Origin of the sequence: Thioclava sp. FR2 (assembly GCF_051200875.1) — a bacterium.
Lineage (GTDB): Bacteria > Pseudomonadota > Alphaproteobacteria > Rhodobacterales > Rhodobacteraceae > Pseudotabrizicola.
This window is the reverse complement of sequence record NZ_CP195191.1, coordinates 1656190-1668682: the sequence shown is the minus strand read 5'-3', so window position 1 is coordinate 1668682 and position 12493 is coordinate 1656190. Positions and strand designations below refer to the sequence as shown.

The 12493-nt window shown below is 58.7% G+C and carries 14 protein-coding genes; 1 reads left to right on the top strand and 13 read right to left on the bottom strand.

Annotated features, from left to right (window positions below; all coding sequences use genetic code 11):
* From ACSBLW_RS08020 to ACSBLW_RS07985, 8 genes are all read right to left on the bottom strand, one after another.
* Positions 1 to 969: a type II secretion system F family protein gene (locus ACSBLW_RS08020; RefSeq protein ID WP_435259690.1), complete on the bottom strand. Its 969-nt coding sequence runs from the start codon at positions 967 to 969 to the stop codon at positions 1 to 3.
* Between the two features lie 14 nt (positions 970 to 983).
* Entirely contained in the window at positions 984 to 2441 is a 1458-nt protein-coding gene (locus ACSBLW_RS08015) for a CpaF family protein (protein ID WP_435259689.1), read from the bottom strand.
* A gap of 23 nt (positions 2442 to 2464) precedes the next feature.
* Positions 2465 to 3733, bottom strand: a complete 1269-nt coding sequence (locus ACSBLW_RS08010; RefSeq protein ID WP_435259688.1) for an AAA family ATPase — start codon at positions 3731 to 3733, stop codon at positions 2465 to 2467.
* A 278-nt stretch (positions 3734 to 4011) separates the two neighbouring features.
* The gene (locus ACSBLW_RS08005; protein WP_435259687.1) at positions 4012 to 4668 is read right to left on the bottom strand and encodes an OmpA family protein; all 657 of its coding nucleotides are present in this window, start codon (positions 4666 to 4668) and stop codon (positions 4012 to 4014) included.
* A gap of 4 nt (positions 4669 to 4672) precedes the next feature.
* Positions 4673 to 6073, bottom strand: a complete 1401-nt coding sequence (locus tag ACSBLW_RS08000) for a type II and III secretion system protein family protein (protein ID WP_435259686.1) — start codon at positions 6071 to 6073, stop codon at positions 4673 to 4675.
* 207 nt (positions 6074 to 6280) lie between these two features.
* Positions 6281 to 7120 (bottom strand): Flp pilus assembly protein CpaB, encoded by an 840-nt coding sequence (gene cpaB, locus ACSBLW_RS07995; protein WP_435259685.1) that lies wholly within the window; start codon positions 7118 to 7120, stop codon positions 6281 to 6283.
* A 56-nt stretch (positions 7121 to 7176) separates the two neighbouring features.
* Positions 7177 to 7380: a hypothetical protein gene (locus tag ACSBLW_RS07990; protein WP_435259684.1), complete on the bottom strand. Its 204-nt coding sequence runs from the start codon at positions 7378 to 7380 to the stop codon at positions 7177 to 7179.
* A gap of 159 nt (positions 7381 to 7539) precedes the next feature.
* On the bottom strand, positions 7540 to 7737 hold the full coding sequence (locus ACSBLW_RS07985) for a Flp family type IVb pilin (protein WP_435259683.1): 198 nt from the start codon (positions 7735 to 7737) through the stop codon (positions 7540 to 7542).
* A gap of 364 nt (positions 7738 to 8101) precedes the next feature.
* Here ACSBLW_RS07985 and ACSBLW_RS07980 point away from each other — a divergent pair, with 364 nt between their 5' ends.
* The gene (locus ACSBLW_RS07980; RefSeq protein ID WP_435259682.1) at positions 8102 to 8977 is read left to right on the top strand and encodes a lytic transglycosylase domain-containing protein; all 876 of its coding nucleotides are present in this window, start codon (positions 8102 to 8104) and stop codon (positions 8975 to 8977) included.
* Between the two features lie 4 nt (positions 8978 to 8981).
* On the opposite strand, the gene ACSBLW_RS07975 is transcribed toward ACSBLW_RS07980, so the two are convergent.
* Genes ACSBLW_RS07975 through ACSBLW_RS07955 form a run of 5 tightly spaced genes read right to left on the bottom strand, consistent with a single transcriptional unit; the run spans position 8982 to position 12490 of the window.
* Complete coding sequence (locus tag ACSBLW_RS07975) at positions 8982 to 9272, bottom strand: GNAT family N-acetyltransferase (RefSeq protein WP_435259681.1); 291 nt, start codon at positions 9270 to 9272, stop codon at positions 8982 to 8984.
* On the bottom strand, positions 9262 to 9891 hold the full coding sequence (locus tag ACSBLW_RS07970; protein WP_435259680.1) for a CoA transferase subunit B: 630 nt from the start codon (positions 9889 to 9891) through the stop codon (positions 9262 to 9264). Before ACSBLW_RS07970 ends, ACSBLW_RS07975 begins: the two co-directional genes overlap by 11 nt.
* 20 nt (positions 9892 to 9911) lie before the next feature.
* Complete coding sequence (locus tag ACSBLW_RS07965; protein ID WP_435259679.1) at positions 9912 to 10694, bottom strand: hypothetical protein; 783 nt, start codon at positions 10692 to 10694, stop codon at positions 9912 to 9914.
* Positions 10694 to 11773 carry a GSCFA domain-containing protein gene (locus tag ACSBLW_RS07960; RefSeq protein ID WP_435259678.1) on the bottom strand — a complete coding sequence of 360 codons (1080 nt, stop codon included), beginning with the start codon at positions 11771 to 11773 and terminating at the stop codon, positions 10694 to 10696. Before ACSBLW_RS07960 ends, ACSBLW_RS07965 begins: the two co-directional genes overlap by 1 nt.
* Positions 11774 to 11785: 12 nt before the next feature.
* Positions 11786 to 12490 (bottom strand): CoA transferase subunit A, encoded by a 705-nt coding sequence (locus tag ACSBLW_RS07955; protein WP_435259677.1) that lies wholly within the window; start codon positions 12488 to 12490, stop codon positions 11786 to 11788.
* Between the last annotated feature and the right edge of the window lie 3 nt (positions 12491 to 12493).

Genomic DNA, 12493 nt, shown 5'->3' with positions numbered 1-12493 from the left:
TTACACTTTGATGTTCGTCATAATCTTCATGTAGAAGACATTGATCGTCAGCATGACGCCCACGAAGATCCCCGCAGGCACAAAGACCGGCGCATCTTTCACTTCGACATAGTAGTTCGGGTCAACCATGTTGATCCCCACAAGCGCAGCCAGAGGGAAGCCCGACAGGAACATGCCCGACCATTTCGCTTCGGCAGTGATCGCGCGCACACGGCGGAACAGCTTGTAGCGGGCACGAATAACCTTCGACAAGCCCTCAAGAATTTCGGCGAGGTTACCACCGGATTGCTGCTGGATCGCGACCGCGACCGCAAGGAAGCGAAGGTCCTGATTGTCCATACGTTCGGCAAAAGCCTTCAGCGCATCGGCGACGTTCCGGCCATAGGCTGCCTCGTCCGCGATGACGCCGAATTCGGTGCCCAGCGGATCGGGCACTTCCTTGGCCACAATGCCGATCGCCGAAGCAAAGGGATGTCCGACGCGCAAGCTGCGCACCATCAATTCGACGGCGTCCGCAAGCTGCTCTTCCATAAGGGTAATGCGCTTCTTTGCCTGTTTGTTGACCCAGAAGTACACCCCGCCAACGCCCATCAGAACGGACAGAACGGCCCGAACCGGGGGGGAAGCCTCAGTGCCAATCATCAGGCCTGCATAGGACACGGCAGTCATCGCCGCCATCAGCATGACAAGTTGCTTGGGCGAAAACGCGATATTCGCCTTTTGCGCCTTATCCGCCAACAGCGAATAAAGGGGGATTCCGCGCGACGTCATGTGCTGGCTCATCTCCTTGCGGAGCTGTTCCAGCACTTCCTCACGGTTGGAATTCTTCTGCATCAGCTGTAGACGCCGGCTGACCCGGTTGTCCAGGCTGATGGATTTGCCGAAGACCGTCAGGTACAGGCCCTGAACGATCACCACTACGGCGACGAAGATCAAAAGGTATATGAGTGGTGCTGCACTAATTTCCATGGTGTTCGTCCCCCTTACACGATCGGTTCGTAGATGGACGACGGCAGGTCATAGCCCCACTGACGGAAACGGTCTGAATAGGCCGACCGGATCCCCGTCGCGTTGAAACGCCCGATGATCTTTCCATTTGGTTCGATGCCAAGGCGCTCGTAGCGGAAAATTTCCTGCATCGAGATGACTTCGCCTTCCATCCCGGTCACTTCGGTGATCGAGACCATGCGGCGCGAACCATCCTGCAAGCGACTGGCCTGCACGATCAGGTTCACAGCCGATGCGATCTGGCTGCGCATCGCCTTGATCGGCATTTCGATGCCCGACATGGCGATCATGTTTTCCAGACGGCTGACGCCATCGCGGGCCGAGTTCGCGTGGATCGTGGTCATCGACCCGTCGTGGCCCGTGTTCATGGCCTGCAACATGTCGATCACTTCCTCACCACGCGTTTCGCCGACGATGATCCGGTCAGGACGCATACGAAGGGCGTTGCGCAAACAGTCACGCTGGGTGACGGCACCCTTGCCTTCGACGTTCGGCGGGCGGCTTTCCATCCGGCCCACATGGACCTGCTGAAGCTGAAGTTCGGCGGTATCTTCGATGGTCAGAATACGCTCGGTATTGTCAATGAACGACGACAGCGCGTTCAGCGTCGTGGTTTTACCCGAACCCGTACCGCCCGACACGATCACATTCAGGCGCGTCGCGACGGCGGCTTGCAGATAGGCTGCCATTTCTTCGGTAAAGGCGCCGAATTTCACAAGATCCTGGATGCCCAGCTTGTCCTTTTTGAACTTACGAATCGACACCAAGGAGCCATCGACGGCCACTGGCGGAACCATACAGTTGAAACGCGAACCATCGGCCAGACGGGCGTCGCAATAGGGGTTCGATTCATCGACGCGGCGACCCACGGCCGACACGATCTTGTCGATGATCCGCAGCAGATGCTTTTCATCCTTGAAGGTGATGTCGGTCAGTTGCAGCTTGCCTGCGCGTTCGATGAACACACGCTTTGGCCCGTTGACCAGAATATCGTTGACCGTCTCGTCCTTCAGCAGCGCTTCCAGCGGACCAAGGCCCATGACTTCGTCATACAGCTCTTGGTGCAGCACCTGACGATCTGCCGAATTCAGCGCGACGCTCATCTCGTCCAGCGCTTCGGCGGTGATCGAGGCGATTTCAGACTTCAGCTGACCTTCCGACGCCTTGTCCAGCGCGGCAAGGTTCAGGTTATCAAGCAGACGCTTGTGCAGCTCGACCTTCAGTTCCTGCATCCGCTCCTTGCGCTTCTTTTCCTTGTCCGACGCAACCGCCTCGGCAGGTGTGCGGGCAGGCGCAGTCGGCAAAGGACGCGGCGAAACCGGCGCAGGTTTCGGAGCAGCAACAGCCACCGGCGCAGAGGGTGCGGCGGCGGCGACAGGCTTCATTCCGGCATTGGCCGGTATCGGTTCGGGTTTTTTGAAACGCGAAAACATCTTTCAGACCCCCATCAGAAATCTCAGCCCTTTCCGGCCTCGACCCCCTTGTTCAAATCATGCAAGGACTTTGCCAATTTCTGGATTTCCTTGCGCAGCGGATTCTTTGCGGCGTTCTCTGCAAGAGGCAGGCCATGATCGTTTGCCTGCGTCACTTGGACGCTGCCCTCGGGAAGCTGGATTTCAATGGCGATATCCAGACTTTCAGCCATACGCTTGACCCGGCTCTTGCCAGAGAGATCGGTGAATTTTGGTGCGCGATTAAGGACATAGCGCAGTTTTTCATGCGGCAGAGCTTCCGCTTTCAGCGCCCGGATCAGGCGCAAAACGTTCTGCGCGGACCGCAGATCAAGCTCCATTAAAGCGAAATAAACATGTGCCCGCGTCAAAATTGTTTCCGTCCAATTGACGATCGTCTTGGGCATATCGATGATGACATAGTCAAAATTTGACGCCGCCATCTCGATCAGTCGGCTGATATCTTCCGGGCTGATGATGTCCAGTGGCAGCATGTCGGCGGGTGCCGTGAACACATGCAGCCGGTCATTAAAGGTCAACATCGACTGCAAGAACGAGTCGCTGTCGATGCTCGCCGTGTCGGTCAACACCTCAAAGATGATCTCTTTGCGGGGCAGGTCCAGATAGGTCGCGACTGACCCATATTGGAAATCCAGATCCAGAAGACAGACGCGCGGCGCATCGGTTTTCGAGATGGTCGCCAATTCCCAGGCAAGGTTGACGGCAAAGGTCGATGCGCCGGTTCCGCCGGCAAGACCGTGAACCGGCAACACCACGCCCTCGCGGTCGCCTTTGGCCTTGAATTTCGGTGTGGCAACCTGTTCGGTCACGGCCTCTGGCGCAGCTGCGGCAACGGGGGCAGGGGCCGGCGCGCGCATCCGCACGATGGCATCATGAAGCGCACCGTCCGGCAGCGGATAGGGCACGAAATCATCGGCCCCAAGGCGCAGCAACTGGTGCAATGCGATCGGGCTAAGCTGGTCTGCGATCAGAACAACCTTGATGCTGCGGGCTTTTGCGGTGCGGATGATTTCGCTGATCCGCGAAAGATCAGCCTCATCCTTGGTATTGACGGCAATGGCGACGAATTCCAGCGAGGCAGCGTCCGGCTGGCCCAGAAAGATTACCGCATCATCGAAGGACAGGTCACCCCAGCTTTCGCCAAGTTCTTGTTCCATGTCGTCGATGAGCAGGTCGAAATTCTGCACATCGCGCGAGATCGTGCATGCCACGATCGGCGCCGGATCCGGTTGAAGTGTTGCCACGCTCGTCATCTCGCCTCACGTCCTTGTTCCAAAGACGGCCAATGGAAATTAGGTCCCCAATCATCTTCGGGTAAAACCTGCAAACCAATCCAATGAGCCGTGCGGGAACCCCCGCGACTGTTTCCATTGACCCGAAAATGCTCATCAATGGTGGCAGGAATTGGGCTAAAAAGCCGTGAATTTTTGATTTCTTCGCGTTTGGAAACACTGGATTGAGGCGAAAAAAGTAACAAAAAAGCAAAAGACCGGCCTGGGCCGGTCTTTCGGAAACTCAATTTTGTGGCTGATCAACCACCTGGGTCCACCTGCGTCGGCAGCTTGGTGTTCAGCGGATGAGGCCGTGTTGCGCCCTCGATATATTCCCGCATGATCACTTGTGCGTATTTTCCGTTCAAGAGGGGGCCATGGCGGCGCGCAAAACCTGCCACCGTGGTCACGGTCCGGCGGTTCGCTTCCTCTGGCTTTTCCGTCGAAACGACGGGTCGCGTTTCGCCATAGGAAACAAGCGCCTCAAGTCGGGACCGGCTGATGCCTTGGCTGGCGAAGAAGTCCACGACCGCCTGTGCGCGGCGTTTGCCCAAGCGTTGGTTGTAAGAGTTCGATCCAACCAGATCGGTGTGCCCGTAGACCGAGAACCGCAGTTCCGGGAATTGGCGGATCCAGTCGGCCTGACGCGCCAGAACTTGCCGCGCTTCGGGCGTCAGCGTTGCGCTGTTGAATGCAAAGGTGATCGTGCTCGGCACTTCTTGGGCAAAGCGGGTCGCCAGGGCATGGGTCGCGCTGATTTCACCCGACATGATCTGCGAGTTGGTCCGGGTCACTGTCCCAAAACCGCCCTCATCCACTTCATAGCCTAGCTGCCGATCTACCGAAGGGCTGTTGGCGCAGGCCGAAAGCCCGGCTGTCAGTGTGATCAGAAGAAGCGCGCGTGTTGTCATCTGCATGGCCTCACTCCATCACATAGCCGTATGAGCTGCTGAAATCTTGCCGTGCCACTTCGCCCGCTGCACCCTTGGCTGCTCCGGTCTTGCCAACCACGCCATTCAGGAAGAATTCGCGCTCGGTCGGCAATTGGATGCGGTCTGTCGGCAAAGCAAATACGTCACCCTTGACCGGGGTCACCAGATGCGGCGTCACGATGATTACCAACTCGCTTTGGTTGCGCTGGTAATCGGCGCTGCGGAACAGCGTACCCAAGATCGGAACGTCGCCCAGCCATGGCAATTGGTTGTTCAGATTGCGGAAATCGTCCTGCAAAAGGCCCGCGACCGCAAAACTTTCACCGTCGCGCATTTCGACCGTGGTCGAAGTTTCGCGGCGCTTGAAGGCATTGATCGAAAAGCCGCCAGCCTCAACCGTCACCGTCGTGTCGATCGACGACACAGCCGCGTTGATCGCAAGGTTGATCGTGTCGCCATCCACAACCGTCGGGGTAAAGTTCAGTTCCACACCAAAGGGCTTGTACGCGATCCCGACACCGTCCGAGTTCAGAACCGGAATCGGGTATTCGCCGCCACCAAGGAACTTTGCTTCCTGCCCTGAAAGGGCGGTCAGGTTGGGCTCTGCCAGCGTGCGAACGACACCCTTGGATTCAAGGGCCTCAAGAAGAACGGCGAATTGCACCGATCCGGCAGTGAACCCAAGGCCAAGAGCCCCGCGGGTGCCGGCTTCCACTTCAATCGGGTTGCCAATTCCGTTGTCACCCGAAAGCCAAGTCCCGGTTTCCCCAGAGATACCGATCTTGGACCCGCCCTGTGCGGCCAGGGAAACCCCAAGGTTCTTTGCGACCGAACGTTGCATTTCAGCAAAGCGCACTTTCAGCATCACCTGCTGCGTGCCGCCGACGCTCATCAGGTTCGAAACCCGTTCCGGAGCATAACGCTGGGCCAGATCAAGGGCGCGATCCAGCTTGGCGGTCGAGGAAACGGTTCCTGAAAGAACGATACCATCATTTGCGGTTCGGACTTCGATGGCTTCACCGGGCAGGATCTGCTGAAGTCGTTCCTTGAATTCGGCAATATCCGGCGTGACCTGAACATCGACGTTCGAAATCAGCGTGCCGTCCGCCGAAAGCAATGTCAGCGTGGTTCGTCCGGGCGTCTTGCCCAGAACGTAGATCGACCGATCAGACAAGGTCGAAATGTCTGCAATCCCCGGATTCGCGATAGAGAGTTCCGCGAAGGGGGTTTCGCTTTCCACGACGACAGCACGGTTCATCGGAACCTTCAGCGGCGCAGAGACAGACCCCTGCATCACGCGCAGCGTTTCCGCAGAAAGGCTGCCTGCCTGCATTGTCGTCGATAAGGCAAGGCCAATCAGCCCCGCCCGAATGGTACCACTTATATGCATGTGATCTGCCCTTTCGATCACGCCTCATTTCGGGTCTTTTTGCCCGTAGTTAGCGAAAGAATGCCTGTCCCCGCCTTTTTTTGCAAGAATCAATCGCTTATTGCGTTAAGCTTATGTGGATAACTTGCAACAAGCGTCTATAGTTCGTTGATATGAAAAGGGCGGCTACCAAATAAGGTGCCGCCCTTTCTGATTATTTCCGTCCGTTCAGTTGGTGCAGGGGATTTCGACTTCGACCCGCTCGCCACCTTTGTTCTGGAAAATGGTGCAGCGCTTGGCTTCCTGCTTCACCACAACCTCTTCCTGGGTAATCCCCAGAAGGCTGTTTGAATCCACTTCCACAAGGCCCTCAACCGCGTCGGCTGCAGACCCGACAAGCGACAGCGTCAAGCGGCCCGTGGCCTGAGCTTGGGTCAGACGCGCAACCTGTGCCGGTGTAGCGGCAACGATCACGGTTCTTGCGACAGTAGCGCTGGATTGCGCTCCGGCCTGCTGGTCAACCGCAATCACCTTGGTCGAGCTTTCGATCAACCGCGTCAGTTCTCCGTTCATGCCGTTGACGCTGCCCGTCCAGTTGATGTCGACATAGTCACCCGGTTGTACCCAGCCGGACACGCCGGACACGGCGTCAACCTTTACAGCAAAAGCACGCATGCCTTTGGCCAATTGCCCGGTCAGGCCCGGCGGCTCACCCGGTCTGGTGATCTTGACCTCAAGGATGGGCTCAAATTTCTCGGTGGTCCGCAACATGAACCGTTCCTGATTGGTGCCAGGAGGGAAAAGAACGGCGGCGTCGTTAAAGGCGCCTTCGGGCAGAGAATTCTTGGGCCAGTAGACCAGTTCGACATCGTCGATGGTCAGCGGGTCGCCGTAATTCTTCTGCTCCTTCATCACGTAGACCTGCGTGATCGGCCCCAGCTTTGCCAGCATCTGCTGTTGCTGTTCCAGGGCGCTTTGGGTTTGCCCAATATAGCCCTTGGCCATGTAGACGGCCGATCCCGCAAGGCCTACGCCCGCGACCAGTACCAGTCCAAACATTGCACGCATGTACTTACCCCTTTTCCCAAAAGCACGGGAAAGACTTCCCGTGTCTCAATCTTATCTTAGTTGCGTTGTGCCGCATTCCGGATGTCGGCTGCGATCACATCGGAAGCCTGAGCAAAGATCGCCGGCGTCAACTGCGTGAACAAAAGCATGCCAATTCCACAGATCGCTGCGGTCATGACCACCCAGTCGACCGTAACTGCACCAGACTCGTCCTTGGCAAAGGCAGATGCGCGGCGCTTACAGAATTGAAAAGTCAGCATAGTCGTTACTCCGTCCCTTCAGCCGCGTTTACAGATCCGCGCGGACATCCATCTTTCTAGGCACAACGGTTCCGATCCTTCGAACGGAAAGGGCGCGGCCCGAAAGCCGGACCGCGCCCCTTTGTCACGCGGACAACCTTTTGTTGTCCGATGCGCCTATTATGGCTGACGGCCCAGAGCGGTGGCGTTCTGCAGATCGGTGGTGATCTGAGCGCCAGCAGCGTCGATTGCCGGGGTGATCTGGTTCATAACGATGAGACCCAGGCCAACAACAGCGGCGGTCAGAACCACCCAGTCAACGGTCACGGCGCCAGATTCGTCGTTCTTGAAGTTCTTGAAGATGTTCAGCAGTTTCATGGTGTGTCTCTCTCTTTACACGTGTTGCTTTGGTCGTTCCAACCGCTCGGTCTCGTTTTCGGTTTGGCCTCTGTTCCGCACCGTCTTCCGTTCGGCATGTCTGTGTTATCCCGCCCAATCGTGGCAACTTCTTGGAAGGGATGAGGTCTTTTTCTGTCTCATGAACATAACACCTATTTTTGCACTAACGCATTGTATCAAAAGGTAATATTTTTAATCATTGGGCTGGGTGACTAGTCCGAAAGGATGGGAATTGAGGCAAAAGTGCCAGAATTGGGCTCAAAATCGGGGGGTAGGGATGGTTTTGATTTCGATTCCATGCGAGTCTTGAGGGAAGAAGAACAAAACCGGGCATCGAGCAGCGATGCGATTCACGTCACGACTGCTAATTGCGGGAATCATCCTTGTGCCGTTTGCGGCCGGGGCCGAAGGTTTGTCCGGCGAACGGGACTTTACATTCAAGCGCGTCAAGGTCGGGGCAGGGGGTGCGAAACGCATCATCGTGCAAATCGACCCGGTCGAACAGGCGCGCCTGTTGGCCTTGGCCCCAAAGGTAAAGCCGCGCGCCCCGACGGAAGACAGCGAGCCTGCCGCCGAACCGACCTCCGCTCCGGGGCCTTCCAACCCGCCGCCGGTCAAGACCGCCGCCTATGAGTGGTTCTGGCAAACCGTGCCCACATCACGCGGCGCGGTGGCCGATCGTTTCCCGCTTGCCTTGGCAACACTGTCGAAAGGGCCGGGCGGGGCTACCGTCTCGGCGCCCCGTCTGCAAAAGATGCAGGAAATGGCGTCCAACTTTGGCAAGGATATTCTGGCCGCCACCATCGGAACCGACGTGTCCCCTGCCTTGGCGCTGGCGGTCATTGCGGTCGAAAGTGCAGGAAACGCAAAGGCGGAATCAAAGGCCGGGGCGCAGGGCCTGATGCAACTGATCCCGGCGACGGCGGAACGCTTTGGCGTCGCCAACGCCCTTGAACCTGCCCAGAACATCAAGGGTGGCGTTGCCTATCTGCATTGGCTGCTTGGTGAGTTCGACCGCGATCCGCTTATGGTTCTGGCCGCCTATAACGCGGGCGAGGGCGCGGTCCGGGCAAATGACGGCGTGCCGCCCTATGCGGAAACCCGCGATTATGTGCCAAAGGTTCTTGCGGCTTGGCAGGTCGCACAGGGGCTTTGCCTCACCCCGCCAGAGCTTGTCACCGACCCTTGCGTCTTTAAGGTGATTTCTTCAGGCGGCTGATGGGTCAGACCTGAAACACATCCGCCCATTCCGGATGCTTGCGCCGTTGCGCATTCACAAATGGGCACAAAGGCAGGATCTTGAACCCCTGCATCCGCGCATCAGACACCAGACGGGCCACCAGAACCGCCCCGCCCCCTTCGCCGCGCCACGCATCGGGAACAGAAGTATGGTCAGCAATCTCCAGCTGCGGCGTGGCAATGGAAAGCGTCAGCTCTGCCACCGCCTCGCCTCGGCTGATGAGGTAGCGGGCTTTCGCCCCGCTGACCTCTTTACGGATCTCGTCAGTTGACAATCGTGGCCTCGGTTGCGGCGCGGAGTTCGGCCTCTGTCACGCCGTCGGCCAGTTCCACGATCTTCAAGCCCCCTTCGACCACATCCAGTACGCCCAGATTGGTGATGATGCGGTCCACCACGCCCTTGCCGGTCAGCGGCAGGGTGCAGGATTTCAAGACCTTGGACTCACCGTGTTTCGAGGTGTGGTCCATCACCACCACCACGCGGCCCACGCCCGCGACCAGATCCATCGCGCCGCCCATGCCCTTGACCAGCTTGCCGGGGATCATCCAGTTCGCCAGATCGCCGTTTTCCGCCACTTCCATCGCGCCAAGGATCGCCATGGCGATCTTGCCGCCCCGGATCATCGCAAAGGACTGGGCAGAGTCGAAATAGGCGGTCTGCGGCAATTCGGTGATCGTCTGCTTGCCCGCGTTGATCAGATCGGCATCTTCCTCGCCCTCGAACGGGAAAGGCCCCATGCCCAGCATCCCGTTTTCCGATTGCAGCGTGACCTCAACCCCCTCGGGAATATAGTTCGCAACAAGGGTCGGAATGCCGATGCCCAAATTCACATACCAACCGTCCTGCAACTCTTGCGCCGCACGCGCGGCCATCTGATTACGATCCCAGGGCATTCGTATTCTCCTTGTTTGTCTCAGGCCCGCTTCGCGGCAGCGGCCGCTGGGCGGGACAATTCGTCTTTGCTAAGGGTAGCCAAAAGCGCTTGGAAAGCGATTAGGCCATAATGAGAATTCATATGTCGCGCATCTTGGGCGGCATCTTGCAGCAGGTCATCGCGTGACAAAAGCGGTGCAGCCAAGGTGTCCCGTGGTTGGGTGACAAAGCCCAAGCCGCGCTCGCTATGCACCTTGCGCATTGCCGCTTCCGCCATCTCCATAAGGTCAGCCGCGCGTTCCAACTCGGCAGCCCGATGCAGGTTAGGCTCGTAACGTGGCCCGCTAATCTGGGTTGAAAGCACAGCCGGGTAGGGGGCGGGCATCAGAATGAACCTTGCGTCCAGCGGTATGCGCTCTGCCTGGGCCGCAAGGCTCTGCAGGGCCGAGGCTTCAAAGGCCGCACGAAGAAATCCTGTCGATACGCCGACCGCTCCCTTGCGCGGCCCCCAGTCCACCGGCTGCAATTCGGCCATCTGGCGCAGCATCTCGTTCAGGCCAAAGCGCAAGCCGACCAGAAAGATGCGGTCAAAAGGCGCAAGATCAATTTCTGTGGCCGTGTTCCAAGCCGCGACCTTTTTCTTCCCGACGCGGTCCGAAGGGTCCGGGCGCAGGATCCCGTCTTCCCCAACCCGCGCCTTTTGAAACGCCCCGCCCGGAAGCCCCCAGAAGGTCAGGTCCAGTTCCGGCGCGACAGTGTGAATGGCCGGAAAGGCATCCCGCAGGCAGGCAGCATGGGACGTGCCAAGGACAAGGATACGCATCATGCGCCCCCCGACTTGCGAAGGCTGGGATCGTTCAACACTTCTTCGCAAATTGCGTCGAACGCGCCGTCCTCGTCTAAGGCAACCGCGTTCTCTGACGCGTCGACAGGGCCTCTGGCGTCAAGTTCGACATTCTGTGCCCGCAGGAACTGCTCCATCACGATGCGAACGCCGGTAGCAGAGGGGCTGCGTAGGTTCGAGGCAAAGAAGTTCCCCCGCGCGGCGGGATTGGTGATGATTTCGTAAGATGGAAAGTAGTCAACACCCTCGTCTTCCGCCATCAAAGTGGCCACAGCCGCCCGCAAGATCGCTTTCGACGCCGTCGAGGCTACTAGAACATGCCCACCCGTCGCGGTGGCGGTCAAAGGCACGGGGCTGACAGTCAACAAGAGTTTGACATCAGGCCGCAGCGCCCGCAGATGCGCCAAGACCAGGCGCAGATCGTCAACGATCTGGTCATGGCCAAGATTCAAGAAGCCAATTTCTGCCCCCTCGGGCGCATCTGCAATCACACCTGGGGCTGTCGGGTAAACCGTACCGCTTGCCCGGTCCTCCCATGTCTCGGTCAGGCCCAGCGTGAAAACAACCACATCCGCGGCGGTCAATGCCTCGGCAACCGCGCCAAGATGGTCTTTGCGGGCTGCCAGAACAGCCTCTGCACTTGCATATCCGCCCGGATCGACATTTGGGCGCAGCGCATCATAGTAGCGTGCATCCCGTTGCCAGACCGGATGGGCGGGTTCGTGGCTTCCGGCGGCCTCTTCGATCAGCTGGCGAAATTGGCGCGACGTATAGATATTGCCGAACCGCGCCGAGAAGCTGCCGTAAAAGAACCGCTCCGAGACCTCGGCAGGCACGCTGGCCGGGGCAGGCTCCTGGTCGATCACCGCAAAACCGGCCCCGGCCAAGGCGCGGTGCACATGCTGGGCAAAGCAACTGCCCGCCGTGAACACACGCATATCGCGGCCGATACGAAAGCGCGGGTCGTAAAGATCGCGCAAACGGCCGGGCCCACGCGTGGCCACGGCCGTCCGCCAATAGGCGCGGGGCTCTAACCCCTCATAGGGTGAGGCGGCCACGCGCGAAGGCCCTTAGGCGCTTTCGCGCTTGCGAACGGTGCGCTGTTCGATCCGCTTTTCGTGCTGGCCCTGCACGATCCGATGCACATAGATGCCCGGCAGGTGGATGGTGTCGGGGTCAAGCGATCCCAGCGGCACGATTTCCTCGACCTCGACCACGCAGGTCTTGCCGCAGGTCGCCGCCGGCACGTTGAAGTTCCGTGCCGTCTTGCGGAACACAAGGTTGCCCGATGGATCGGCCTTCCAGGCCTTCACAATCGCCAGATCGGCGACAATCCCGCGCTCAAGGATGTAATCCTTGCCGTCGAAGGTCTTCACATCCTTGCCCTCGGCAATCACCGTGCCCACGCCGGTCGCGGTGAAGAACCCGGGGATCCCGGCGCCGCCAGCCCGCATCCGCTCGGCCAAAGTGCCCTGCGGATTGAACTCCAGCTCCAGCTCGCCAGACAGATATTGCCGCATGAATTCGGCATTCTCGCCCACATAGGACGAGATCATCTTCTTCACCTGACGTGTTTCCAAAAGCTGACCAAGGCCGAAACCGTCAACGCCCGCATTGTTCGACGCAACCGTCAAACCCTTCGTCCCCGCATCGCGGATCGCCGCGATCAGCAGTTCCGGAATGCCGCAAAGGCCAAAGCCCCCTGCCGCAATCATCATTCCATCGAACAGCAACCCATCAAGCGCCGCTGCCGCGTTCGGATAGACCTTTTTCATGGC

Coding starts and splice junctions, on each gene's coding strand:
- ACSBLW_RS07990 (WP_435259684.1), bottom strand. CDS start 7,380: ATGCTGACTTTTCAATTCTGTAAGCGCCGCGCATCTGCCTTTGCCAAG.
- ACSBLW_RS07985 (WP_435259683.1), bottom strand. CDS start 7,737: ATGAAACTGCTGAACATCTTCAAGAACTTCAAGAACGACGAATCTGGC.
- ACSBLW_RS08015 (WP_435259689.1), bottom strand. CDS start 2,441: ATGTTTTCGCGTTTCAAAAAACCCGAACCGATACCGGCCAATGCCGGA.
- ACSBLW_RS08005 (WP_435259687.1), bottom strand. CDS start 4,668: ATGCAGATGACAACACGCGCGCTTCTTCTGATCACACTGACAGCCGGG.
- ACSBLW_RS08020 (WP_435259690.1), bottom strand. CDS start 969: ATGGAAATTAGTGCAGCACCACTCATATACCTTTTGATCTTCGTCGCC.
- ACSBLW_RS07970 (WP_435259680.1), bottom strand. CDS start 9,891: ATGCCCTGGGATCGTAATCAGATGGCCGCGCGTGCGGCGCAAGAGTTG.
- ACSBLW_RS08010 (WP_435259688.1), bottom strand. CDS start 3,733: ATGACGAGCGTGGCAACACTTCAACCGGATCCGGCGCCGATCGTGGCA.
- ACSBLW_RS07965 (WP_435259679.1), bottom strand. CDS start 10,694: ATGCGTATCCTTGTCCTTGGCACGTCCCATGCTGCCTGCCTGCGGGAT.
- ACSBLW_RS08000 (WP_435259686.1), bottom strand. CDS start 6,073: ATGCATATAAGTGGTACCATTCGGGCGGGGCTGATTGGCCTTGCCTTA.
- ACSBLW_RS07980 (WP_435259682.1), top strand. CDS start 8,102: ATGCGATTCACGTCACGACTGCTAATTGCGGGAATCATCCTTGTGCCG.
- cpaB (WP_435259685.1), bottom strand. CDS start 7,120: ATGCGTGCAATGTTTGGACTGGTACTGGTCGCGGGCGTAGGCCTTGCG.
- ACSBLW_RS07955 (WP_435259677.1), bottom strand. CDS start 12,490: ATGAAAAAGGTCTATCCGAACGCGGCAGCGGCGCTTGATGGGTTGCTG.